Origin of the sequence: Tardibacter chloracetimidivorans (assembly GCF_001890385.1) — a bacterium.
Lineage (GTDB): Bacteria > Pseudomonadota > Alphaproteobacteria > Sphingomonadales > Sphingomonadaceae > Tardibacter > Tardibacter chloracetimidivorans.
On record NZ_CP018221.1, the window covers coordinates 2,391,928 to 2,415,245 of the forward strand.

A 23,318-nucleotide genomic window follows, 5' to 3' on the forward strand; every position below is an offset into this window, starting at 1 on the left:
GTTCGCTCAAGACTGTGACTGCGACTGTGCCTGCCCGGGCCTTACATGCAAGCCGACGGACATGGTTTCCAGCCCGCCCCCATAGCGCGCGCCGGCGACCGGAGCAGCATCACGATAATCGAGACCAGCTGCAACGCGAACATAATGCTCGTCGGCGCAAATGCCGTTGGCGGGGTCGAACGCCACCCAGCCCAGTCCCGGCACATGCGCTTCCGCCCAGGCGTGGGCCGCCTCCTGAAGCTCCGCCCCGTCCTGCCGAAGCAGATGGCCCGATATATAGCGCGCGGGCAGGCCCTGGCTGCGTGCGGCGGCGATAAAGACATGGGCCAGATCCTGGCAGACCCCGCTCCGGGCGGCGAAGGCGGAGGCTGCGTCCGTCAATATGGATGTCGTTCCGGTATCGAAGCGCAGGCCCGTGTGGACTGCACCCAACAGCGTATGCAGCCGCTCCAGCGGATCGCGCGTGGCGTCGCCCATCGCCTGACGCGCGAAATCGGCGATCGCCCCGTCCGCCGTGGCAAGCGGCGTGGGGCGGAGATAGACGGCCGGAGGCAGAGGCTCCGACACCCCTTCCACCACCCCGCTGCCGGGCGTGGTATCCACCTGGCCGATGGTCTCGATCGTCAGACTTTCCACCGGATGATCAACTGTCATCATGTGACAGAGGTTGCCGTGCGCATCGGTGAAGGGACGGAGGCGGGCGTCGCAATCCACCTCGATACGCCAGTCGATCACGGATTGATGCGCGGTCGAACGGGGCGTCAGGCGCAGAATCTGGATCACCGACCTGACAGGCAGGCTGTAGCCATATTGGGTCAGGTGATCGATCCGGATACGCATGGTTCAGCTTCAGAAGAGGAACTGTTCGGCAACCGCCAGGCTGAGACGGTTGCTGTCGGAGATGAACCCCGCCAGGAACTCGTGCAAGCCCGACTGGAAGATTTCCTCAATGTTCCGGTCGGTCAGGCAGGCCTGCAACGCACGGACCTGCCGGTCGGCCGGGCCCGTGCGGCCGCTGGTCCTGCGAAGCTGTGCGAGCAGTGCGTTCGCCTCCACCATGCAGGCCGCAAGCGAGCGCGGCATTTCCTCGCGCAGGATCATCAGATCGGCGATCAGCCATGGTTGCAGCCCCTCGCGATAGACCCAGCGATAGGCAGTGACTGCCGAGACGCTGCGCAACAGCGCCGTCCACTGCGCCTGATCCAGCGCCCCACCTACCTGTTCGCCCTTGGGCAGCAGCACATGATATTTGACGTCAAGAAGCCGCGCGGTGTTGTCGGCCCGCTCCAGCACAAGGCCCAGTTGCAGGAACCAGCACGGCTCGTTCCGCAGCATGGTGCGGTGGAGGGCGCCCTCGAAGGTGCGGCCCACTTCCTTCACCCAGTCGAGGAAAGGCTGGAGGTCGCCGCCGCGCGCGTTGCGCGCACGGGGCCGGAAGCTCATCCAGGCGTCGTTCAGCGTCTCGAAGCATTCGCGGGTCAGCGCGGTGCGGACGGTCCTGCCGTCGTTCCGCGCCTTTTCCAGACAGGAGATGATCGAGCTTGGGTTGCCCTGGTCGAAGGCCAGGAAATGCGTGACCATCTCCCTGGTGGCGGTGGCGAGATCGCCGTCGAACAGGCCCGCCGAGCCCGAGGCCTGCATTGCGCTGGTCCAGTCGCTCTGCGTTTCGGTGAACGGCAGGAGGTCGAACTGAAGCGCCGCCTCGATCAGCCGGGCGGTGAAATCCGCGCGTTCGATGTGGCGGCCGATCCAGTAGAGGCTGGATGCCGCGCGCGACAGCATCACCGCCGCCCTCCGTCATGGAGCACCCAGGTGTCCTTGGTGCCGCCGCCCTGGCTGGAATTGACGACGAGCGATCCTTCGGTCAGCGCCACCCGGGTCAGACCGCCCGGAACGATGGTGCTGCCCGTGGCCCCGGTCAGGATGAAGGGCCGCAGGTCGACATGGCGCGGAGCCAGGCCCTTGGCGGTCAGCGTCGGACAAGTGGAGAGCGCGAGCGTGGGCTGGGCGATGAATCGTTCCGGCGACGCGACGATGCGCGCCCTGAACGCCTCGATTTCCGCCGCGGTCGCGGTCGGCCCCACCAGCATGCCATAGCCACCCGATCCGTCGACCAGCTTCACGACCAGTTCGGGCAGCCGGTCCAGCACATAGGCGAGCGCGTCGGGCTCGCGGCAGCGATGGGTCTCGACATTGGGCAATATGGCGTCCTCGCCGCTGTAGAAGCGGACGATCTCGGGCATGTAGCTGTAGATCGCCTTGTCGTCGGCGATGCCCGTGCCGGGCGCGTTGACGACGGTGACGTTGCCCGCCGAATAGGCGTCCATCAGCCCCGGCAGCCCAAGCATGGAATCGGGCCTGAACATCAGCGGATCGAGGTAGTCATCGTCCACGCGGCGGTAGATCACGTCCACGCGCCTGGGGCCTTCGGTGGTCCGCATGTAGACGGCGCGGTCGCGCACGAACAGGTCGTTGCCTTCCACCAGTTCCACGCCGATCCGGTCGGCAAGAAAGCTGTGCTCGTAAAAGGCCGAGTTGAACGGCCCGGGAGTCATCACCACGCAGCAGGGGTCGCGCCCCGCCCCCGGCGGCGCGACCGATCGCATCATCGCCAGCAGCGTATCGGGATAATGTTCGACCGGACGCACCTTGTGACGCGCCAGAAGGCCGGGGAAAAGGCGCTGCATCGCCTCGCGGTCTTCCAGCATATAGGACACGCCCGACGGCGTCCGTGCATTGTCCTCCAGCACGAAGAAGCTGTCGGGGCCGGTGCGGACAAGATCGGTGCCGCAGATATGCGCCCAGACGCCGTGCGGCGGCTTGATGCGAGTCATCGGCAGCCGGAACTGCGGATTGGCGAGGACCAGTTCTTCGGGGATCAGCCCCGCGCTCAGGATCTCGCGGCGGCCATAGATGTCGCAGAGAAAGGCGTTGATCGCGGATACACGCTGCTCAAGCCCACGTTCAAGCCGCGCCCATTCGTCGCTTGAAATCACGCGGGGCACGATGTCGAACGGGATGATCCGCTCCTCGGCGGCGTCATCGCCATAGACGGCAAAGGTAATTCCCAATTTTCTGAAGATCGTCTCGGCAGCATCCTGCCGTTGCAGCAGTTCGTCATGCGGGGTGTTTTCAAGCCAGGAAGCGACTTCCTCATAAGGTGGCCGGACGCCGTCGCCCTCTTCGCCGCCCCACATTTCGTCAAACGCTGGCCCCGGCATCCACCCTCCCAGAGTCGTGTTCCTGAGCATGCTGCGCCAAGTTGCTGCACTGCACAAGTGGGCTTAACCAAAATGTCACGGAAGGACGAAAGACCGCGCCCACCGAGGTGCGGCCATTGTGCAACACCCGGCCGGGGAACGAGCCGCCAACGAAACCCGTTGCTGTTCAAGCCGTTGTGACAGTCCGCGGTTCGCCGTGATGTGTGACAGTAGTTTGGAGTAGCTTATGTTCAGAATTTTGACTGCCCTGGCGCTGGCCGCCGGGATCTCTTCCGCCGCTTCGGCTCAGGAAATGACGGCGCCCGATGGAACCGAGGCCTTTGGAATCGAGCCCTATGTCGGGGTGCTCGGCGGTTATCACTCCTTCGACCGCGACAGCGAATTCGGCACTGTTCCCGGAAGAAGCCGCTTTGACGGTGCGGTGATCAGCGGAATCGCGGGCGTGAACGTGCCGCTTGGGCCGATAGTCATCGGTGCCGAGGGCAATGTCGGCAAGGGCTTCGGCGACATTGACTGGGAATATGGAGTCGCGGGCCGCGCCGGTTTTCGTGCCGGTGAAAGCGGCCTCATCTTTGCGTCTGCCGGCTATCAATGGGTGAACGGCAAGGGCAATCGCGGCTTTTCCGACCAGAAGGACTGGATCTACGGTCTGGGTCTTGAAGTCGGACCCAAGGACATCGGACTTGGCGGCCTGACTGGCAACAGCGGCGCACGGCTGCGCCTGCAGGCCCAGACCTATGATTTCGACAGCATCCGCCCGATGGCGGGCGTGGTCTTCCACTTTTAGGGCTGCGCAGTCTGCGGCCGCCGCACCGTTGGCGGCCGCAGACTGCGCATCGGCGATTGCATCAGGCGCATTTGCCCCCTGCACTCCGGCGCGATAGGACATGGGTCCCATGGACGCCTTACTCCTCGCTCGAGTGCAGTTCGCCTTCACGGTCAGCTTCCATTTCATTTTTCCAGCCTTTTCCATCGGTCTCGCCAGCTATCTGATGGTGCTGGAAGGCCTGTGGCTGAAAACCGGCCGAGGGGTTTACGCCAATCTCTACCGCTATTGGCTGAAGATCTTCGCCATCACCTTTGCGATGGGCGTGGTGTCGGGCATCGTCATGTCCTACCAGTTCGGCACCAACTGGTCCGTCTTTTCAGACAAGGCCGGCCCGGTGATCGGCCCGCTGATGGCCTATGAGGTGCTGACGGCCTTCTTCCTGGAAGCGGGCTTTCTCGGCGTCATGCTGTTCGGCATCAACAAGGTGGGCAAGGGCCTGCATTTCGCCGCGACCTGCGCGGTGGCGATCGGCACCTTCATCTCCGCCTTCTGGATATTGTCCGTCAACAGCTGGATGCAGACTCCGACCGGTTTCGAGATGGGGGCCAACGGCCAGTTCCTTCCGGGCGAAAGCTGGCCTGCCATCATCTTCAACCCCAGCTTTCCCTACCGGCTGTTCCATACCGTCACTGCCGCCTATCTCACTACCGCCTTCGTCGTGGGCGGCGTGGGCGCCTGGCACCTGCTGAAGGACCGGGCAAACCCCGGCGCGCGCAAGATGTTCTCCATGGCGATGTGGATGGCGGCGCTGGTCGCGCCCGTCCAGATCGTCGCGGGCGATCTCCACGGCCTCAACACGCTGGAGCATCAGCCCGCAAAGATCATGGCGATGGAAGGCCATTACCAGAGCCACCCCGAAGGCGCGCCGCTGATCCTGGTCGGCATTCCGAACAGCGCCGAAAAGCGGGTGGACCACGCCGTCCAGATCCCGAAGGCGTCCTCGCTGATCCTGAAGCACGACGCAAACGCCCCGCTTGCCGGGCTGGACACCATCCCGGAGGACGAGCATCCGCCTGTGGGAGTCGTCTTCTGGTCTTTCCGCATCATGGTCGCGCTCGGCTTTGCGATGCTTGGCGTCGGCCTGTGGAGTCTCGTCGCGCGCGCCCGCAGATCGCTGTACGACTGGCCGTGGCTTCACAAGGCGGCCGTGCTGATGGGGCCTTCCGGATTCGTCGCGGTGATCGCAGGCTGGGTGACGACCGAGGTCGGCCGCCAGCCATGGACGGTCTACGGGCTGCTGAGGACGGCCGATTCGGTTTCGCCGCTCGACGCGCCCGCCGTCGCGGCATCGCTCCTCGCCTTCGTCATCGTCTATTTCGCGGTGTTCGGCGCGGGCACATGGTACATATTGCGGCTGATGGCGAAACCGCCCGAGCCGCATGAAAGCGCGACATTGGCCGGCCCCGTCCGCACCGCCGGAATCACCCCCGCCTCTCAGATCGGAGGGACGCACTGATGGATCTGACCGTCATCTGGGCCGCCATCATCGCCTTTGCGGTTGCCGCTTATGTGGTGATGGACGGCTTTGATCTGGGCATCGGCATCCTCTTCCCCGGCTTCCGCGTGGGCGGCGAGCGCGACATGGCGATGAACAGCATCGCACCCGTCTGGGACGGGAACGAGACGTGGCTGGTGCTTGGCGGCGGTGGGCTGCTCGCCGCATTCCCGCTGGCCTATGCGATCGTGCTGCCCGCGCTCTATGCGCCGCTCATCGTGATGCTGCTCGGCCTCATCTTCCGTGGCGTCGCGTTCGAGTTCCGCTGGCGCGACCCGGCGCACCGCGCGGGCTGGGACGCCGCCTTTTGTGCGGGCTCGCTTGCCGCCACGCTTGCCCAGGGGATCACGCTCGGCGCGCTGCTTCAGGGCATCACGGTTGAAGGCCGCGCCTATGCGGGCGGCTGGTGGGAGTGGCTGTCGCCCTTTTCTCTGCTGACCGGCGTCAGCCTCGCCATCGGCTATGCGCTGCTCGGCTCGTGCTGGCTGATCTGGAAGACGTCTGGCGCGGTGCAGGCGGATGCGCAGCGCCTCGCCCGCCCGCTGACACCAGCGCTTCTCGTCGCGATTGCGGCGGTCAGCGCCTATACCCCCTTTCTGGAAGGCCAGTATTACGAGCGCTGGTTCACCTCGCCCGGCATCTTCGCTTCGGTGCCGATGCCGCTGCTGGTGGCGGGCGCGGGCTATCTGCTGTGGCGGTCCATCGGCCGCACGGGGCAAGCCGGGGGCCGCGACTGGCTGCCGTTTCTCCTCACCCTCATCATATTCGCCCTGTCGATGATCGGCCTCGCCATCTCCATCTGGCCCGATGTCGTGCCGGGGCGGGTGACGATATGGGAAGCGGCGGCCCCTGAACGCAGCCAGATCTTCATGCTGGTCGGCGCGGGCATATTGGTGCCGATCATCCTCGGCTATACCATCTGGGCCTATTGGGTGTTCCGGGGAAAGGTTGATGAGGCAGGCTATCACTGACCCGCCGCCCGCTCCCTGGTGGAAGCGGCTGGCCTGGTTTGTCGGCATCTGGGCGGCCAGCGTCGCCGCGCTCGGTCTTGTGGCCTTCCTGATCCGCCTGTGGATCGGGGCAGACTGATGCGCCGACCGGTCGCGGCCACCTTCACCCTTGCGGCACTTGTGATGTCGTCACCCGCCCATGCCGAGGAATTGTGGGTCGGCGTCTATGCGCATGACGTGACTCCGATTTCGGCGACCGAGTTCGAATCGGGCGTGGACGTTCAGCTCGGCTGGCGGGGCAAAGCTTTCGAGGCGCTTGGCAGCATCGGCCGGCCCGCACCCTATGCCTTTGTGGGCGTGAATGCGGGCAGCGGCACCGATTACGCGGCGGCGGGGCTGAGCTGGCGCTGGGGAAGCAGCGTCTATGTGCGTCCCGGCATCGGCATCGCCGTACATGACGGCCCGCTCTATGCGGTGCGCAAGGGCCGCCGGGTCGATCTTGGATCGCGCGTGCTGTTCGAGCCGGAGCTTGCCGTGGGGGTTCAGATAAATCCCCGGCTCACCGCCGAACTTTCATGGGTCCACATGAGCCATGCGACCCTGTTCAGCCGGCAGAACCGGGGAATGGACAATATCGGCGCCCGCCTTGTCTGGCGGCTGCCCTGACGATCAGACAGCCTGGGAGTGAAGCCCGCTTGGCCGGGCGATCTCGCACAGCGCCTCACCGGCCTCATCCTCTTCGCCGGGGGCCAGATCGCTGAGCGATACAATGCCGCACAAGCGCTTGTCGCGGTCCAGCACCGGCAGGCGGCGCACCTGGATTTCGCCCATGTTGATAAGCACGTCCTCGACGTCCTGATCCTCGAAGCAATAGAGCACTTCCTGGCTCATCACATCGCCGACCCGGGTGTCGGGAGACCGGCCCAGCGCAACGCCCCTGACCGCGATGTCACGATCGGTGATGATGCCGATCAGCCGCTCGCCGTCGCTCACCGGCAGGATTCCGGCGTCGATTTCCGCCATGATGCGGGCGGTGTTCTGCAAGGTCGTGTCGGGATCGACGATTTCCACCTCGCGCGTCATGCATTCGCTCACCTTCATGATGACCTCCATCCGTTCCGTTCGGGAGATAACAGCCTTCGGCGTCAATGCCCGCAAGGCTAAGCCCATACGGTTGCCGGGGACCAAGGTTCCGCGTTTTCAGAGCCACTCGGAAATGTCGTCAGACAAACGCACCCGCAAACAGGATGACCGCCCCGACGATGATCAGCGCAAAGGCCGGAAGCTCCGCGCTGAGGCTCAGCCTGCGGCCGCGACCGGCGGGTTCAAGCGTATCGGCGGATTTGGTGGGAGCGGGCTCGGGGTCGCTCAGACGGCCGCGCCTGGTGGTCGTCATTGCCGCCCAGACAACGCCCGCCACGATCAATATTGCCCCGATCCAGATTGCGGGCATGACACTCTCCTTCCATCACAACCCGACGCGCCCGCATTCGTTCCCGCGCCGCATCGATGGACAAGCGTCTGGAAAGACCCGTGCTCGGCTGCGTTGATCCGCTGGGAGCCACAAAGCCGGAGGCGGCAATGGAAAAGAGCAACAGCCAGTCCGCCTGGGCGGCGATCAGGGAAGAGGCAAGGGGCTGCACGCGCTGTTCCCTCCACCTGTGCGGGACGCAGACGGTGTTCGGCGAGGGGCCGGTCGACGCGTCGCTGATGCTGGTGGGCGAGCAGCCGGGCGACAGCGAGGATCTGGAAGGACGGCCTTTCGTCGGCCCGGCCGGACGTCTTCTCGACAAGGCACTTGGCGACGCCGGTATCGACCGGGCGCGGACCTATGTCACCAATGCGGTCAAGCACTTCAAGTTCAAGCCGCGCGGCAAGCGGCGCATCCATGAAAAGCCGAACGCGGGGGAGATTGCCGCCTGCCGCTGGTGGTATGAGCAGGAGCGACTGCTGATCCGCCCGCGCGTGACGGTTGCGATGGGTGCTACGGCGGCGCGGTCCGTGCTCGGCAAGGCAGTGACGATCTCCGCCACGCGCGGCCGCTCCCACGCCCTGCCCGATGGCGGCGAGGCCCGCGTCACCATTCACCCGAGCTTTCTGCTGCGCATCGACGACCACGCCCGCGCGGCCGCCGAATATGAGCACTTCGTCGAGGATCTGCGCGCCGCCGAGGCCTTGGTGTAGACGGCGCGCCTCCCGCTCAGGCTGCGGCGCGGACGACGGGCGACGCCTCCACCTCGCGTTGCAGGCGCTTTGCCGACGGACTTGCGGGCTTGTGGGCGAGCCGTTCGGCCACCAGCGCTTCCGCCAGCTGCCGCATCCCGCCCCGGCGCGCCGCGTGAAGCGCGGTCAGCGAGAGCAAGTCCCGCTGCGCATGTGACCCGCCGAGGCGCTGGCCGATGCCCCGCACCGCCAGGATATTGTCCACGGCGACGTCATGACGCCCGTTGGCGAACGCAAGAAATCCCTCGGCGAGCGGCAGACCGACTTCCCGCGCCATATGGCCGTTGTCGTCACTCCCGGCAGCCGAACGGCGCACCGCCTCGACGATACGCTCGGTGTCCGCCATCCGTCCCGCGCCGATGAACGCCATCAGTGCATGAAGATCGTTGAAGGCGTAATAGCCGTCGGCGGTCACATCGGCCCAGCAGTCCGCCAGCGCCGCAAAGCGGTTGCCCGTGTCGACTCCGTCGAGATGGAGCCGCCAGAGCAGGGCCGATGCATCGATCCACTCCATCAGCACCTTTCCGTCAGCGACGGGACGAACCCGGCTGTCGTACAGCGACAGCGCCTCGGCATGGTCGTTGCGGTCGAGGTGCAGCAGCGCGAGATGCCACCAGTTGTGATAGGAAAAGCCGTTTTCCGGCCCCATCGCCTGAATATTGCCGCGCAGCCAGGGAATGCCGCGGTCCGTGTCGCCGCGCATCTCATGGACGTGCGCCACCGCATGGACCGCCCATCCGTCGCGCGGCTCAAGCGCAACCGCCTCGCTCCCCATGTCCTCGGCCCGCGCGAAATCGCCGCACTCCTCCAGCCCGAAAGCGGCCATGCCGAGAACCGCGTGCCTGCCGTCGTCCTCGCGGCCGAACGCCCGCAGCGCCTGAAGCGGCCAGTCGCGCAATTCGGCCTGTCGGCCGACGAAGAAGCAGCCGACATGCGCCGATTGCAGCGCCAGCAGGTCGCGCGGGTTTTCCAGCGCTAACCGCGCAAAGCCGGTGACCGCCTTGTGGAGCCTGCCTTCCAGCCAGTCCCGCGCCGCCGCCAGATGCATGCGCTCTGCATCATTGCCGCCCGAGGCGAACCCCGCCCGGAGCGACCGTTCGGCCTCCGCGTCATAAGCCTTGTCGGCCTGCTGCACGAGCACCGCCGCCCTTGCCGCCCAGGCCATGGTGAAATCGGGGTCGTCGTCCAGCGCCGCATCGAGCGCGGCGATCGGATCGCCCTCATAAAGCCGGATCAGCAGCAGCGCCTCGTTGTAGCGGTCGAGCGCCGCCTGCGAAGACGTGGAAACATCATTGCCATAGCGGTCGGCCAGCATGGTTGGGTCCTCTCTTGTCGGATTCGGGTGGACGGCGGTGCGTCCGAATGCCCCGATGAATAGACCCAGGTTGAGGCGGGAAATAGCGGAGCCATGGTTCACATCGGGACATATCCATAAAAACGTTCAAAATCAGTACCTTGTGAACAAGATCTGGCCGAAAGCCCCCCGCCCGATGTGGTTATGGCCCCGCCAACTGCACTCATGGTATGGTTATCGTCATGTCAGCAACCGCCGTCCTTGCCAGGGGGCAGCAGACGCGCGAGCGGATTCTGGAAGCGGCCGAGCGCGCTGTGCTGCAAAAAGGGTTCAAGTCGACGTCGATCGAAGAGATCGTCGTGGCGGCCGGAATCACGCGCAACGGATTTTTCTATCATTTCCCCGACAAGCACGCGCTCGCCAAGGCCCTGCTGGTCCGCTACATCGCGCATGACGACGCGCTGATCGGAGGCCTTCTCGACCGCGCCGACGAACTGGTCGACGATCCGCTTCAGGCATATCTCGCCTTTCTGAAAATGTTTTCGGAGGTGATGGCCGACCTGCCCGACCGGCATCCCGGATGCCTGGTCGCTTCCTACTGCTATCAGGATCAGGTCTTCAGCCGCGAGATAAGGGCGCTCAGCGCCGAAACCATGATCCGCTGGCGCAACCACTTCCGCGCCCGGCTGGACATGATCGCACGCCACTATGCTCCCGGTCTTCCCGTCGATCTCGATGCGCTCGCGGACATGGTGCTGGTGCTGGTGGAAGGCGGGATCATCATGGACAAGGTCCACAGGGGCAAGGGCGTGCTGCCACGGCAGCTGATGCTTGCACGAACCTTTATCGGCTTGCTGTTCGAACGGGCGCGGGCGTGAAGGCGGCGACGCTCAGCAGGGGCGAGCGGACGCGCGAACTGCTGCTCGACCTCGCCGAAAGCGCGGTGCTGGAAAAGGGCTATGCCGCCACCTCGATAGAGGAGCTGATCGCAGCAGCCGGCATCACGAAGAGCGGCTTCTTCTATCACTTCGACGGCAAGCCAGCGCTGGCCAAGGCGCTGATGCAGCGCGACAACCAGCGAACGGAGGCCGCCTTCGAATCGATCTTCGGCATGGCGGCGGCCCGATATGCCGATCCGCTGGCCGCGCTGCTGGACGGCCTTGTCGAACTGGGCGAGATGGCGGCGGTGTCCCCCAACGCGTATCCGGGCTGCCTCGCTGCCGCCTTTTCCTATCAGGAAGCGCAGTTCGACGACGATCACCATGCGCTGATGCGCGAAGGATTCCTGATGCGCCGCCGCCAGATCCGCAAGCGGCTGGACAAGGTGGCGGCATCGGCCTCCCCGCGCGTGGCCGTTGGCCTTGATGACCTGGCCGACATGGGCATCGCCGTCATCCAGGGCGCGATCGTGCTGGAGCGGGTACGCGGAGAGCCGGGCATATTGGCGCAGCAGGTCGATCTTTACGGCGCGTTCATCCGACGTCTGTTCCAGCCGGTCTGAACCTTCCTCCATCTTGATCCATTCTTCTCCGGGTTGCGCCGCAACCCGATTTTCTGTCGTATGGCGCCATTATCCGGGAGACGTTGATTGGCGAAGGCAAGCGAGGCGAGGCTTCTGGTGCGGAACGCGGTGACCGGCGACATCGCCGGAATCCGGGCGCTGATAGCGCGCGTCTATCCGCACATGGGCAATTACAGCACCGGCATGATCCGGGGCCAGATCAACAACTTTCCCGAAGGCCAGTTCGTCGCCGTGTTCGAGGACAAGATCGTCGGCTATTGCGCCTCCTCGCGCATCGACGAGAATGTGGCGCTGAGCCCGCATGACTGGGAGACTATCAGCGGCAACGGCTTCGGCAGCCGCCACGACCCGACCGGCGACTGGCTCTATGGAATTGAAATGGCAGTCGACGAGCGCAGGCGGGGGCTGCGCATCGGCAAGCGGCTCTATGAGGCGCGCCGGACGCTGGCCGAACGGCTTGAGCTGAAGGGCATCGTCTTCGGCGGACGCATGCCCGGCTTCCGTCGCGCCAGACGCCGCGCGGACGGGCCGGAGGACTATATCGAGAAGGTCCGCGAGGGGAAGCTGCGCGATCCGGTGATCGGCTTCCAGTTCGCCAACGGCTTCGCGCCCATCGGCGTGCTGGCGGACTATCTGCCCGACGATCAGGCATCGTGCGGCTTTGCAGCGCACATGGTCTGGCGCAATCCCTATGTCGATCCCAACGAGCCGCCGTCGTTCAGGGTGCCGCGCGACGTGGAAAGCGTGCGGCTTGCGACGGTGCAATTGCAGGCGCGCCCGGTGAAGGACTTCGCCGAGTTCATCCACAACATCGAGTATTTCGTCGATGTCGCGTCCAACTACAGCGCCGATTTCGTCGTCTTTCCCGAGCTTTTCACCCTCTCACTGCTGTCGTTCGAGCCTGAGCAGCTCTCGGCGACCGAAGCGATCGACCGGCTGACGGCGCATCGCGGTCCGCTGGTGAAGGAACTCTCGCGGATGGCGCTTCGCTACAACGTCAATATCGTCGGCGGATCGCACCCCACCCGCACCGACGACGGCGACATCCAGAACGTGGCCTATGTCTGCCTGCGCGACGGTTCCGTCCATGAGCAGGAGAAGATCCATCCCACGCCAAACGAAGCCTATTGGTGGAAGATCAAGGGCGGCGACGGACTGAACGTGATCCAGACCGACGTCGGCCCCATCGGCGTGCTCATCTGCTATGACAGCGAGTTCCCCGAACTGGCGCGGCGGCTGGTGGACGAGGGCGCGCGCATCATCTTCGTTCCCTTCTGCACCGACAATCGCCAGGGCTATATGCGCGTGCGCTATTGCGCCCAGGCCCGCGCGGTGGAGAATCAGTGCTTCGTCGTGATGTCGGGCAATGTCGGCAATCTGCCCGGCGTGGAGAACATGGACGTTCAATATGCCCAGTCGTGCATCCTGACGCCCTGCGACTTTCCATTTGCGCGCGACGGCATCGCGGCGGAGGCAAGCGAGAATATCGAGACTCTGACCATCGCCGACGTGAACCTTTCCGACCTCACCTGGGCCAGGGCCGAAGGGACCGTGCGCAACCTCACCGACCGCCGCTTCGATCTTTACCGGATCGACTGGAGCAAGGGCGGCGCGTCGCAACGCCCTGCTCCGGACGCTCAACCCGCCGGGCCGAAGGGGCCGGGCGGCGGCTGACCAAGGTCAGGCGATCGCCCTGGCGGCCAGCGCAAGCGCACCCAGCGGCCCCGCTTTTTTGCCAAGGGCGGGCGGCGCGACATAGGCGGAGAGCGGCCCGGCGAGCCGAAGCACGCCGCCGTAATCCGCGATGCTTTCGGCGAGCCTTGCCCGGAGAAGAGGGAAGAGCTGCGGCTGGCCCGCGGCAACGCCGCCGCCGATGAGAATTCGCTGCGGCAAGGTGGTGAGCATCAGATTGTGGCAGAGCGCGGCCAGTGCATCGGCGGCTTGCGGCCAGACGGGATGATCGGCCGGTATGTCGCGCCCGGACATGCCGGCCCGCGCCGCAATGGCCGGACCGCTCGCCAGACCCTCCACGCAATCGCCATGATAGGGGCAGATGCCCGGAAAGCTGTCGCCGCGCCCGCGCGGGATTCGCATATGGCCCGCCTCGCTGTGGCCAAGACCGCGCACCGGCTTTCCGGCGACGATGCTGCCGACGCCGATCCCCGTGCCGATGGTGACATAGGCCCAGCTCGACAGCCCCTGCGCGCCGCCCCACAGCCCTTCGGCAATGGCCGCGCCATTGGTGTCCGTGTCGAGCGCGAACGGCTTTCCCCCGGCCAGATCGGCAAGGAAGGCTTGGTTCCAGCCGGGCTTGGGCGTGTGGACGATCCGCCCATAGCGGGGCGAGGAGGGATCGAGATCGAGCGGGCCGAAGCTCGCTATGCCAAGCGCCTCATGATCCCATTGGCCGAGAACCGCGCGAATTGCGGCCAGCGTCTCGTCGGGCGTGGTGGTGGGCAGTTCCACCATCGCCCGGATGTCGTCCGGCTCGGTTCCCGAGATGCACACGCATTTGGTGCCGCCAAGCTCTACGCCGGCCAGAAGCGTCATTGCTCCTTGGCTCCCGAGAGCGCGTTCTTGTCCGGCAGCCCGCAGTCCATGATCCAATGCGCCTTTCCAGGTGAGCGTCCGTATACGCACAGCGTGACTCATCGGCGTTTCGCCGTCGACGGCGAAATTGCAGAGGATGAAGAATGGAGGGAGAAAATGGTGCCCAGGGACGGAATCGAACCGCCGACACGGGGATTTTCAATCCCCTGCTCTACCAACTGAGCTACCTGGGCACGACCGCGAACGCGGTCGACGGGGCGCTATAACGGTCAGCCGCCGTCTTTGTCCAGCATCATGTCCATGCTTTCGGGGTCGGCGGGCGGACCGGCTATCCGATAGCCCTCGCCCAGCCATTTCAGGAGGTCGCGATCGCGGCAACCCTGGCTGCAAAAGGGGGAATGCGCGGCGGCAGTCGGCTTGCGGCAGACGGGACAGCGGGCGCGCGTCTTGGCTTCAGGGGTGTTCGCGGCTGACATCGCCCGACCATATGGGACGGCTCGCCTCCGTACGCAACAGCAGCCGTGCGCCGATGCGCCGTTCCAGCTCGCGCACCCATGCGCCGTTCGCCTCGATCCGCGCCACGACCGCCGGTGACGCGGCAATGGTGACGGCCCCCGCCCCGCCCTGCCGCTCGGCGCGGCGCAGCAGGGCCAGCGCCGCTGCGAGCGCCGGGTCCGCCTGCACAAGCTCTGGCAGGGAAGGTCTCGTCCGCCGCCGGATGATCTGCATGAAGCCGAAGCCGTTCACCGCCGTCCGCTCGAACGGCTGCGGCAGCGCCCGGTCCAGCGCCTCGGCCGCCGCCATGCGCTCCGCCTTGCCGTTCATCGTCGGCAGGTCGATCCCGATCGAGCCGGTGATGCCCAGCCGCCGGATCGCCGCACCCGCCGCCGCAGCGCCCGCGCGCGCAAGCTCGGCGGGCGGAAGATCGCCGTCGACGTCGATCAGGGTCATCGCAGGCGTGAGGCTGATCCGGAGCCCGCCGCCTGGAAAGGCGATGTCGCCCCTTGCCGCCTCGTCGAGCAGTTCGGACCAGCCCGCCTGCTCCAGAAGATCAGGCCCTGTCGGCGGCAGCAGGCGCGGCCTGCCGCCCATCGCCGTGACCCGTTGCTCGACCGTTGGCGCGGGCCGGGGGGCGTCATCGCTTGCAGCCACGCGGGCCATCTTCGCGCGGCCCGGTTCGGGGATCGCCTCGCGCACCACTTCGACCGTCAGCCGCGCGCCCTCCGTCACTGCGGGTGGAAACGGCTCGATCAGCGTCTCGGTCCCGTCCGCAAGGGTGACGATGCCGCGCTTGCCCGGCACGAGGATGGCCGTCAGCCGCCCTTCGGAGACAGCACCGGCCCGAAGACCCGTGTCGTCACGCTCAACGATTGCTTCGACGATTTGCCCATGCTCGATCAGGACGGCGCGCGTCTCGCCAATGCCATGCTCGATCAGCCACTCAGCCAAGCGGGTATCCGGCGGTCCTGAGCAGCGCCCGCGTCTCGAACAGCGGCAAGCCCACCACCCCGCTATAGCTGCCCGACATGGCGCGAATAAGTGCGGCGGCAGAGCCCTGTATGGCATAGCCGCCCGCCTTGCCGACGCCTTCGCCGGACTCCAGATAGGCCTCGATCTCTGCCGAATCCAGCTGCTTGAACGCGACCACCGACCGCACATTGCGGCTGCGCAACCGTCCCGAGCCGTCGATCACCGCCACCGCCGACCAGACGTCGTGACGTCGCCCCCCCAGCAATTCCAGGCATTGCCTCACCACATCCGGCGTGTCGGCCTTGGGAAGGATGCGGCGTCCCGCGCCGACGCAGGTATCGCCCGCAAGCACGATCTCGTCCGGCCCGCGCGCCACGGCCTGCGCCTTTGCGACGGCAAGCCGCAGCGCATGATCGCGCGGCAGCTCGCCTTTCAGCGGCGCTTCATCGACAAGGGGTTCGGCGATCCGCGAGGGGATTACGCCGATCTGGCCGAGCAGATCCCTGCGGCGCGGACTGGACGAGGCGAGGACAAGCCCCGGCATCGAAAGCTTATTTGAAACGATAGGTTATGCGACCCTTGGTCAGGTCGTAGGGCGTCAGTTCGACCAGCACCTCGTCACCCACGAGCACGCGAATGCGGTTCTTGCGCATCTTACCGGCGGTGTGACCCAGTATTTCATGGTCGTTTTCCAGCCGCACCCGGAACATGGCGTTGGGCAGCAGCTCAACCACCTGCCCCCGCATTTCCAAAAGTTCTTCCTTCGCCATTCAGCGTCCGTCTTGTTCTGTCTGGCCGCCGCCTTTGCTCTGAAACGGGCCGAAATGCAAGCATTCGGCATATCAAAAACGGGCATGCGGCCGCGCCGTTCCCCACGGGCGTGTTGCTCGCGCCCGCGCGGGGGGCTAAAGCGCCGGGATCATGGTCAAGCCGCTCGTCATCGCACTGCCCAAGGGCCGCATCCTGAAGGAGGCGCTGCCGCTGCTTTCGGCCGCCGGCATCGAACCCGAACCCGCGTTCAGCGATGAATCCTCCCGCGCGCTGCGTTTTTCCACCAACAGGCCCGATGTGGAGCTGATTCGCGTCCGTTCGTTCGACGTCGCGACCTTTGTAGCCCATGGCGCGGCGCAGCTTGGCGTCTGCGGCAACGACGTACTGATGGAGTTCGCCTATTCGGAGATCTACGCGCCAGTCGACCTCAACATCGGCCACTGCCGCCTGTCGGTGGCCGAACCGGCCGAGCTTGCAGCGTCCGACAACCCGGCAAGCTGGAGCCATGTTCGCGTGGCGACGAAATATCCCTATGTCACGCGCCGTTTCTTTGAGGCGCGCGGCGTGCAGGCGGAATGCGTGAAGCTGAACGGCGCGATGGAGCTTGCCCCGGCGCTGGGCCTTTCCAGCCGCATCGTCGATCTGGTGTCGTCGGGCCGCACGCTGAAGGAAAACGGCCTTGTGGAAGTCGAGGTGATCGCAGAGGTGACCTCGCGCCTCATCGTCAACCGCGCCGCCTTCAAGACCCGCGCGCCCGAAGTCACGGCGATGATCGACTCCTTCCGCAAGGCGGCCGGAGGCCTGCCGGATGCGGCTTGATTCCAGCGATCCGGGCTTTGCCGATGCTTTCGAAGCGCTGGTCTCAGCACGGCGTGAGCCCGCGACCGATGTCGCATCGGGCGTGGCCGCCATTCTTGCCGATGTCCGGGCGCGCGGCGACGCTGCGCTTCATGAGCTGACGCTCAGGTTTGACCGCATCGACCTGGACCAGGCGGGCTGGAGCGTGCCTCGCGAAGCGCGTCAGGCAGCACTGCAGGGGCTTGAGCCCGATCTGCGCGCCGCGCTGGAACTGGCGGCGGAACGGATCCGCGCCTATCACGCCGGGCAGAAGCCCGAAGATCGCGACGAAACCGACGCGGCGGGCGTCCGTATGGGCGCGCGCTGGACGGCGGTTGAATCGGCCGGGCTCTATGTGCCGGGCGGGCTGGCGAGCTATCCCTCTTCCGTCCTGATGAACGCGATTCCGGCGAAGGTCGCAGGCGTGGACCGGCTGACGATGGTGACGCCGACGCCCGACGGGCGGCTCAACCCGCTGGTGCTGGCCGCCGCCGAGATCGCGGGCGTGGACGAGGTCTGGCGGGCGGGCGGCGCGCAGGCGATTGCCGCCCTTGCCTATGGCACGGGCCGGATCAGGTCCGTCGATGTCGTGGTGGGCCCCGGCAATGCCTGGGTGGCGGAGGCCAAGCGCCAGCTTTACGGCACGGTCGGAATCGACATGGTGGCCGGGCCTTCGGAAATCCTCGTCGTCGCCGACGGCCGGAACGACCCCGATTGGATCGCAGCCGACCTGCTGAGCCAGGCGGAGCATGACGCGACCGCCCAGTCCATCTTGTTCACCGATGACGCGGCTTTCGCCGATGCGGTGTCGGCGGCCGTCGAACGGCAATTGGCAGGGCTTTCGACCGAGAACACCGCGCGCCCAAGCTGGGCCAATTTCGGCGCGATCGTCCTGTTCGACGATCTGGCGCGGACCCCGCCCTATATCGACCGGCTTGCGCCCGAGCATCTGGAGCTTGCGGTCGATGACCCCGAAGCGATCTTCGGGCACGTGCGCCATGCCGGATCGGTGTTCATGGGCCGCCATACGCCGGAAGCGGTGGGCGATTATGTCGGCGGGCCGAACCATGTGCTGCCCACCGGCCGCCGCGCCCGCTTTTCATCGGGCCTGTCCGTCACCGATTTCATGAAGCGGACGAGCTTTCTCGCCTGTTCGCCCGAATCGCTCGGCAAGATCGGCCCGGCCGCGGTCAGCCTTGCGCAAGCCGAAGGCCTTCCCGCCCACGCCAGATCGGTGGCGATCCGGCTGGGGCTCTGACCGCTCAGAAATCGAGCCGATAGCGCAGCGCCACGCCGGTGTCGTTCGGTGCGCCCGCGATATGGCCCGGGTCCTTGCGCCAATAGGCGTTGGCGTCCATCCGGCCGCCGCCAAGCGAAAAGCCATAGCTCGCCTCGACGTCGATCTCGCGCCCGGACGACGACAGCGCCATCTGGCGCGCCTCGGTCGAGACGCTGCCGGTCAGATAGTCATAGGCGACCGGCACGGCGAGCTTCAGCCCACCGCCTTCGACGCGGAGCGGCTGTGAGACGCGCAGACCGAAGCTGTCCCCAGCGGCAAGCACGTCATATCCGGAAAGATCGACCGCAAAGCCGCGCGTGCGGATGTCGCCGCCGGTCACAAGCCCGCCGGTGGCGCGCGGATCGGTCCAGCCCTGACGGACGCTGGCAGAAAGCGTCCACTTGCCGGTCAGATCCAGCGAGACGGCGGCATCGGCAAGCCGGGTGGTCGCGCCGGAAACGCCGAACACAGGGCCAAGGCTTGCGCCGAGCAGCGTTTGCTCCTCATCCAGAACGCCAAGCCCCAGGTTGAGCGAGAGCGGACCAAAGCTGCGGTCCAGCCGGACGCTGGCGAGCGAATAGGGGCGACGCTCCTCGCGCTTTGCCTGCCAGGTGATTGCATCGCCGCGCTCGAGAGCCGCCGTTACGTTGAACGCGCCCAGCGCCTGACGAAACGCCATGGCGTCACCCCGGCGATGCTCGAAGCCCGGGGTTGCCTGCGGATCGTTGGCAATGAGGAAGGCGGGCGTGATCCGGCCGGAAATGCGGTCGAACAGGCCAAGCCCGGTTTCGGAAAAACCGAAGGCGACGGTCGATCCCGGCGCGATGCGGCTGACGACCGCACCCGCCGTCGTACGGGCGATCCGCGCATCCTCGGCCGACAGGCCCGCCTGTGCAAGGCCAACCCAGGGCTGGGCGCTGGACGCATCCTTCCTGAAGGAGATCGAGACCATCACATCGCCGCTGCCGCCCGAAAAGGAGCGGCTCACGTCGCCAAGGCGGCCGGTCAGGCTCTGGCTGACCGGCGTGCGCGAGAGCGTTGCCGCGAGATTGACCGCATAGGCCCGCGAATAGCCGTCGAGGATGATCGCACCGCCAAGCGCCGCGCCGGTGCGTCCGGCATCGCCCATCGGCGCGCCAAGGCTGCCGTTGTCGGTGAGCGAGACAGGGGTGGAGGAGGCCGCAAGCGACGTCTGCCCCTGCGGAGCGAACGCCTTGGTCAGCGACAGCTTGCCGCGCCCGAACACATTATCGGTGCCCGTCGCGCCCAGATCGATCGCGCTGTCAAAGAGAATGTCGACGATCTGCGCGCCGCTCAGATGGGGAAAGGCCTGCGCCAGCAGCGCCGCCGCGCCCGCGATCTGGGGCGTGGCGAAGGATGTGCCGTCGCCCGCAACGGCCGTTCCTTCATGGTTGATCGAGCGGACACTTTCCCCCAGCGCGACCAGATAATGCTGCTGTCCGCTGCCTGCTGCATTGCTGAAGCCGGAAAGAGCCGTTCCCGCTTCATTATGGGAACCGGCGATGATCACCATATTCTTCGAACTGCCCATATTGGCAACCAATGCGAAATCGTCGGGATTGGCATCGCCGATATTGTCGCTACCACCATTCCCGGCCGCGACTACGACGATCACGCCTGCATCGGCTGCGCGGGCAATGGCATTTACGAGCACCGAGCCGGGAGCACCGCCGCCAAGCGACAGGTTGATGACCTTCGCGCCGTTCTGGACAGCGACGTCGACTGCCGCCCCGATGTCGCTGTCATAATGACTGCAGCCGGTCGGCGTGCAGGTGCCGGGCGAATCGGTGCGCAGGGCAAGCAGGGTGGAGTTGAACGCCACGCCCATGATCTGGCTGTCGTTGCGCGCCGCGCCGATGATGCCGCTGACGGCCGTGCCGTGGCCGTTCTCGTCCTTCAGGCTGTTGCGCGAGCTGATCATGTCGCGCGACGCCGCGGAAATTCGGCCCGAAAACTCGGCGCTGCCCGTGTCGATTCCGCTGTCGATCACCGCGACGGTGATGCCGCTGCCGGTCGCGCCCGCGTCATAGGCGGCGATCGCGTCCATCGCGACAGAGCCAGTGGATCGCTGATATTCTGCCGTGTCGTATTCGATGGTCGGGGCGGGCGATCCGCCGCTCGGGGGAGTGGGCGTGGAACTGACGCCGCCCCCGCTTCCTCCGCCACCGCCGCAGGAGCCGAGCGATGCGAACAGGCATAGCGCAAAGCCCAGCCGCATTGCCGATGTGTTGACCCTCAAAGCCATGAGCCGAACTCCGGTTAACCTATGGAAACAAGCTCTCGCCGAAATTGGTTAACGCCAGCTAAATAGATGCGCGATTGCCTGCGTGCCGCGCACGCACTAGGACGCCCGCCATGCCAGCCGCTCCCGCCTCGCTTCCGCTCGACCATGTCGATGCGTGGATATTCGACCTCGACAACACGCTCTATCCGCCCGAGGCCGATATCTTCGCGCAGATCGACGAGCGCATGGGCCGGTTCATCGCCGATCTTCTGGACTGCGACAGGGTGGAGGCGCGGCGCATACAGAAGGATTATTTCCACACGCACGGCACCACGCTTTCGGGGCTGATGACGCACCACAAAGTCGCGCCGCACGACTTTCTGGATTTCGTCCATGACGTGGACCTGACCGTTCTCGACGCCGATCCGCTGCTGGTGGCGGCGATCGCCGGGCTTCCCGGCCGCAAGTTCATCTTCACCAACGGCGACGCGCCCTATGCGGTGCGGGTGCTTGACCGGCTGGGCCTGGGGCAGAGCTTCGAGGCGATCCACGACATCCACGCCTGCGGCTATGCGCCCAAGCCAACACTCAGCGCCTATCACGGCATGATCGACAGTTTCGGCATCGATCCGGCGCGGTCGCTGTTCGTCGAGGACATGGCCCGCAACCTGAAACCGGCCAAGGCGTTGGGCATGACGACGGTTTGGATAAATAACGGCTCGGAGCGCGGCGCGCACGAGGCCGACCCGGACTTCATCGACATCGAAATCACCGATCTGGGCCAGTGGCTCGGGTCGATACAGCGGAGGACATCATGAGCGAACAACTGAAATCCGTCATCGAGGCCGCGTGGGAAGCGCGCGATCAGGTGAGCGCGGCCACGCGCGGCGAAGTGCGCGAGGCGGTGGACGCCGCGCTGTCGGGCCTCGACAACGGCAGCTTCCGCGTGGCCGAAAAGGGCGCTGGCGGGTGGACGGTCAACCAGTGGCTCAAAAAGGCGGTGCTGCTTTCCTTCAGGCTCAACGACATGGGGCTCATCGCAGGCGGGCCGGGCCTCACCACCCATTGGTGGGACAAGGTGCCGTCGAAGTTCGAGGGCTGGAGCGAGGCCGATTTCAGGCAGGCGGGTTTTCGCGCCGTTCCCGGCTCGATCGTGCGGCGCGGCGCCTATGTCGCGCCGGGCGCGGTGCTAATGCCCAGCTTCGTCAACCTGGGCGCCCATGTCGGCGAAGGCACGATGGTGGACACATGGGCGACGGTCGGTTCCTGCGCCCAGATCGGCATGAATGTGCACCTGTCGGGCGGCGTCGGCATCGGCGGCGTGCTGGAGCCGTTGCAGGCGGGGCCGGTCATCATCGAGGACAATTGCTTCATCGGCGCGCGGTCGGAAGTGGCCGAAGGCGTGGTGATCGAAGAGGGCGCGGTGCTTTCGATGGGCGTCTATCTGGGCGCTTCCACCAAGATCGTCGACCGGGCGACGGGCGAGGTCTTCACCGGCCGCGTGCCGAGCTATGCAGTGGTGGTTCCGGGCACGCTTCCCGGCAAGCCGCTTCCCGACGGCACGCCCGGACCGGGCCTCTACTGCGCCGTCATCGTCAAGCGGGTGGACGCGCAGACCCGCTCCAAGACCGGCATCAACGAGCTGCTGCGGGATTAGAGCGGAATTGCGATGGCCCCGGCTTCATCGATCGGGAAGCCGGGGTTCCACGCGATTTCCCAGATATTGCCGTCCGGATCTGCGACATGGGCGCAATAGCCGCCCCATGCCATGTCGCGCGCCGCATGGGTGACTGCGCCACCCGCCCTGGTCCACGCGGCCACCGCCTCGTCCACCTCCGCGCGGGTGCGGACATTGTGCGACAAAGCGATCCCGCCAAAGCCTCCATGGCCGCGCCAGTGGACGCCCGCCTCGGCGCACAAATCCTGCACCGGATAAAGCGACAGGCCGATCCCGCCCATCTGGAAGAAGGCGACCCCTTCCGCCGCCTTCATCGCGCGGGTCCAGCCCAGCGCCTCGTAAAAGCGGATGCTGTCGGCCAGATCGGCGACGCCCAGCGTGACGAGGCTAAGTCGTTGCTCCATCGGATGTTCCCTTCACCGCCTCTTCCACCAGCGCCTTGCCCTTGGGGCCATCCCATTCCAACGGCCCGTTGACACGCAGCACTTCCTTGCCTTGGGCGTCGTAGATCAGCGTCACCGGCAGCCCGGCCGCCTTCACCGCCAGCGGGATCACATTTTCCTTGTCGAGATAGGGCTTGAGGTGCCGGAACTCCATCTTCTGGAAATAGGGAGTCACCGCCTTGCGCCCTTCCAGGTCCACCGAAAGCACGATGAGCTGCGCCTTGCCCCCAAGCCGGCCCGCCAGCCGGTCCAGCGAAGGCATTTCGGTGAGGCAGGGGGCGCACCATGTCGCCCAGAGATTGACGATCAGCGGCTTGCCCCGGAAGGCGGCCAGCGTCACCGGCTGATCCTGCGGCCCGAGGAAGGGCGTCGCGGGCGCTTCCTGCCCGGCCAGGCTGCGATCGATGCGAGCGATCGACGCCTGTTCTTGCGGCTGATCCTGTTTGCCCTTATCGCATCCAGCCAGAGCGAGCGTAAGGAGAGCCGCGATTATCAAGCGCATTGAAACATC

At 66.0% G+C, this 23,318-nt stretch carries 26 protein-coding genes, 1 tRNA gene and 1 pseudogene; 13 read left to right on the forward strand and 15 right to left on the reverse strand.

Annotation, left to right across the window (positions count from 1 at the left end):
* Positions 1-6 precede the first annotated feature (6 nt).
* Genes BSL82_RS12310 through BSL82_RS12320 form a run of 3 tightly spaced genes read right to left on the reverse strand, consistent with a single transcriptional unit; the run spans position 7 to position 3,221 of the window.
* Positions 7-840, reverse strand: a complete 834-nt coding sequence (locus BSL82_RS12310) for a transglutaminase family protein (protein WP_072597782.1) — start codon at positions 838-840, stop codon at positions 7-9.
* 9 nt (positions 841-849) lie between these two features.
* Positions 850-1,782 (reverse strand): alpha-E domain-containing protein, encoded by a 933-nt coding sequence (locus BSL82_RS12315; protein WP_072597783.1) that lies wholly within the window; start codon positions 1,780-1,782, stop codon positions 850-852.
* Complete coding sequence (locus BSL82_RS12320) at positions 1,782-3,221, reverse strand: circularly permuted type 2 ATP-grasp protein (protein ID WP_072597784.1); 1,440 nt, start codon at positions 3,219-3,221, stop codon at positions 1,782-1,784. The genes BSL82_RS12315 and BSL82_RS12320 overlap by 1 nt, the downstream gene beginning before the upstream one ends.
* Positions 3,222-3,447: 226 nt before the next feature.
* Here BSL82_RS12320 and BSL82_RS12325 point away from each other — a divergent pair, with 226 nt between their 5' ends.
* The 5 genes from BSL82_RS12325 (at position 3,448) to BSL82_RS12345 (ending at position 7,161) form a co-directional block, all read left to right on the forward strand.
* On the forward strand, positions 3,448-4,008 hold the full coding sequence (locus BSL82_RS12325) for an outer membrane protein (RefSeq protein WP_072597785.1): 561 nt from the start codon (positions 3,448-3,450) through the stop codon (positions 4,006-4,008).
* A gap of 109 nt (positions 4,009-4,117) precedes the next feature.
* Positions 4,118-5,506 (forward strand): cytochrome ubiquinol oxidase subunit I, encoded by a 1,389-nt coding sequence (locus tag BSL82_RS12330; protein ID WP_072598767.1) that lies wholly within the window; start codon positions 4,118-4,120, stop codon positions 5,504-5,506.
* Positions 5,506-6,516: a cytochrome d ubiquinol oxidase subunit II gene (gene cydB, locus BSL82_RS12335; protein ID WP_072597786.1), complete on the forward strand. Its 1,011-nt coding sequence runs from the start codon at positions 5,506-5,508 to the stop codon at positions 6,514-6,516. Before BSL82_RS12330 ends, cydB begins: the two co-directional genes overlap by 1 nt.
* Complete coding sequence (locus tag BSL82_RS12340) at positions 6,497-6,634, forward strand: DUF2474 domain-containing protein (protein ID WP_072597787.1); 138 nt, start codon at positions 6,497-6,499, stop codon at positions 6,632-6,634. The genes cydB and BSL82_RS12340 overlap by 20 nt, the downstream gene beginning before the upstream one ends.
* The gene (locus BSL82_RS12345) at positions 6,634-7,161 is read left to right on the forward strand and encodes an acyloxyacyl hydrolase (protein ID WP_072597788.1); all 528 of its coding nucleotides are present in this window, start codon (positions 6,634-6,636) and stop codon (positions 7,159-7,161) included. Before BSL82_RS12340 ends, BSL82_RS12345 begins: the two co-directional genes overlap by 1 nt.
* A 3-nt stretch (positions 7,162-7,164) precedes the next feature.
* Here BSL82_RS12345 and BSL82_RS12350 read toward each other — a convergent pair whose 3' ends face one another.
* Together BSL82_RS12350 and BSL82_RS12355 are read right to left on the reverse strand one after the other, a co-directional pair.
* Positions 7,165-7,596: a CBS domain-containing protein gene (locus BSL82_RS12350; RefSeq protein ID WP_072598768.1), complete on the reverse strand. Its 432-nt coding sequence runs from the start codon at positions 7,594-7,596 to the stop codon at positions 7,165-7,167.
* Positions 7,597-7,717: 121 nt separating this feature from the next.
* The gene (locus tag BSL82_RS12355; RefSeq protein WP_072597789.1) at positions 7,718-7,948 is read right to left on the reverse strand and encodes a hypothetical protein; all 231 of its coding nucleotides are present in this window, start codon (positions 7,946-7,948) and stop codon (positions 7,718-7,720) included.
* A 104-nt stretch (positions 7,949-8,052) separates the two neighbouring features.
* Here BSL82_RS12355 and BSL82_RS12360 point away from each other — a divergent pair.
* A pseudogene (locus tag BSL82_RS12360) lies at positions 8,053-8,679 on the forward strand (UdgX family uracil-DNA binding protein); the annotation flags it as partial.
* Positions 8,680-8,695: 16 nt separating this feature from the next.
* On the opposite strand, the gene BSL82_RS12365 reads toward BSL82_RS12360, so the two are convergent.
* Complete coding sequence (locus tag BSL82_RS12365; protein ID WP_072598770.1) at positions 8,696-10,033, reverse strand: tetratricopeptide repeat protein; 1,338 nt, start codon at positions 10,031-10,033, stop codon at positions 8,696-8,698.
* 221 nt (positions 10,034-10,254) lie between these two features.
* Here BSL82_RS12365 and BSL82_RS12370 point away from each other — a divergent pair, with 221 nt between their 5' ends.
* From BSL82_RS12370 to BSL82_RS12380, 3 genes are all read left to right on the forward strand, one after another.
* Positions 10,255-10,890: a TetR/AcrR family transcriptional regulator gene (locus BSL82_RS12370; RefSeq protein ID WP_072598771.1), complete on the forward strand. Its 636-nt coding sequence runs from the start codon at positions 10,255-10,257 to the stop codon at positions 10,888-10,890.
* Positions 10,887-11,513, forward strand: a complete 627-nt coding sequence (locus tag BSL82_RS12375; RefSeq protein ID WP_072597790.1) for a TetR/AcrR family transcriptional regulator — start codon at positions 10,887-10,889, stop codon at positions 11,511-11,513. Before BSL82_RS12370 ends, BSL82_RS12375 begins: the two co-directional genes overlap by 4 nt.
* A gap of 87 nt (positions 11,514-11,600) precedes the next feature.
* Positions 11,601-13,208: a GNAT family N-acetyltransferase gene (locus tag BSL82_RS12380; RefSeq protein ID WP_072597791.1), complete on the forward strand. Its 1,608-nt coding sequence runs from the start codon at positions 11,601-11,603 to the stop codon at positions 13,206-13,208.
* Positions 13,209-13,214: 6 nt separating this feature from the next.
* Here the strand turns inward: BSL82_RS12380 and BSL82_RS12385 are convergent, their stop codons facing one another.
* The 6 genes from BSL82_RS12385 to infA all read right to left on the reverse strand — a co-directional run bounded on the left by BSL82_RS12385 (position 13,215) and on the right by infA (position 16,324).
* Positions 13,215-14,084 carry an ROK family protein gene (locus BSL82_RS12385; RefSeq protein WP_072597792.1) on the reverse strand — a complete coding sequence of 290 codons (870 nt, stop codon included), beginning with the start codon at positions 14,082-14,084 and terminating at the stop codon, positions 13,215-13,217.
* Between the two features lie 157 nt (positions 14,085-14,241).
* Positions 14,242-14,317, reverse strand: a tRNA-Phe gene (locus BSL82_RS12390).
* Positions 14,318-14,353: 36 nt separating this feature from the next.
* Positions 14,354-14,560 (reverse strand): DNA gyrase inhibitor YacG, encoded by a 207-nt coding sequence (locus tag BSL82_RS12395; protein WP_072597793.1) that lies wholly within the window; start codon positions 14,558-14,560, stop codon positions 14,354-14,356.
* Positions 14,538-15,533, reverse strand: a complete 996-nt coding sequence (locus BSL82_RS12400) for a ribonuclease E/G family protein (RefSeq protein WP_072597794.1) — start codon at positions 15,531-15,533, stop codon at positions 14,538-14,540. The genes BSL82_RS12395 and BSL82_RS12400 overlap by 23 nt, the downstream gene beginning before the upstream one ends.
* Positions 15,526-16,098 (reverse strand): Maf family protein, encoded by a 573-nt coding sequence (locus BSL82_RS12405; RefSeq protein ID WP_072597795.1) that lies wholly within the window; start codon positions 16,096-16,098, stop codon positions 15,526-15,528. The genes BSL82_RS12400 and BSL82_RS12405 overlap by 8 nt, the downstream gene beginning before the upstream one ends.
* A 7-nt stretch (positions 16,099-16,105) precedes the next feature.
* The gene (gene infA, locus BSL82_RS12410; RefSeq protein WP_003049127.1) at positions 16,106-16,324 is read right to left on the reverse strand and encodes a translation initiation factor IF-1; all 219 of its coding nucleotides are present in this window, start codon (positions 16,322-16,324) and stop codon (positions 16,106-16,108) included.
* Between the two features lie 151 nt (positions 16,325-16,475).
* Here infA and hisG point away from each other — a divergent pair, with 151 nt between their 5' ends.
* Both hisG and hisD read left to right on the forward strand, forming a co-directional pair.
* The gene (gene hisG / locus BSL82_RS12415) at positions 16,476-17,144 is read left to right on the forward strand and encodes an ATP phosphoribosyltransferase (protein ID WP_072597796.1); all 669 of its coding nucleotides are present in this window, start codon (positions 16,476-16,478) and stop codon (positions 17,142-17,144) included.
* Positions 17,134-18,420 carry a histidinol dehydrogenase gene (hisD, locus tag BSL82_RS12420; RefSeq protein WP_072597797.1) on the forward strand — a complete coding sequence of 429 codons (1,287 nt, stop codon included), beginning with the start codon at positions 17,134-17,136 and terminating at the stop codon, positions 18,418-18,420. The genes hisG and hisD overlap by 11 nt, the downstream gene beginning before the upstream one ends.
* Before the next feature lie 4 nt (positions 18,421-18,424).
* Here hisD and BSL82_RS12425 read toward each other — a convergent pair whose 3' ends face one another.
* Positions 18,425-20,707, reverse strand: a complete 2,283-nt coding sequence (locus BSL82_RS12425) for a S8 family peptidase (RefSeq protein WP_083579203.1) — start codon at positions 20,705-20,707, stop codon at positions 18,425-18,427.
* A gap of 110 nt (positions 20,708-20,817) precedes the next feature.
* Here BSL82_RS12425 and BSL82_RS12430 point away from each other — a divergent pair, with 110 nt between their 5' ends.
* The gene (locus tag BSL82_RS12430) at positions 20,818-21,504 is read left to right on the forward strand and encodes a pyrimidine 5'-nucleotidase (RefSeq protein ID WP_072597798.1); all 687 of its coding nucleotides are present in this window, start codon (positions 20,818-20,820) and stop codon (positions 21,502-21,504) included.
* Positions 21,501-22,343: a 2,3,4,5-tetrahydropyridine-2,6-dicarboxylate N-succinyltransferase gene (gene dapD, locus BSL82_RS12435; protein WP_072597799.1), complete on the forward strand. Its 843-nt coding sequence runs from the start codon at positions 21,501-21,503 to the stop codon at positions 22,341-22,343. The genes BSL82_RS12430 and dapD overlap by 4 nt, the downstream gene beginning before the upstream one ends.
* Here dapD and BSL82_RS12440 read toward each other — a convergent pair.
* Both BSL82_RS12440 and BSL82_RS12445 read right to left on the reverse strand, forming a co-directional pair.
* A complete protein-coding gene (locus BSL82_RS12440) occupies positions 22,340-22,768 on the reverse strand; it encodes a VOC family protein (RefSeq protein ID WP_072597800.1) in 429 nt (142 codons plus the stop codon). The two genes, dapD and BSL82_RS12440, sit on opposite strands and share 4 nt — an antisense overlap.
* A complete protein-coding gene (locus tag BSL82_RS12445; RefSeq protein ID WP_072598773.1) occupies positions 22,752-23,309 on the reverse strand; it encodes a TlpA family protein disulfide reductase in 558 nt (185 codons plus the stop codon). Before BSL82_RS12445 ends, BSL82_RS12440 begins: the two co-directional genes overlap by 17 nt.
* Positions 23,310-23,318 lie beyond the last annotated feature (9 nt).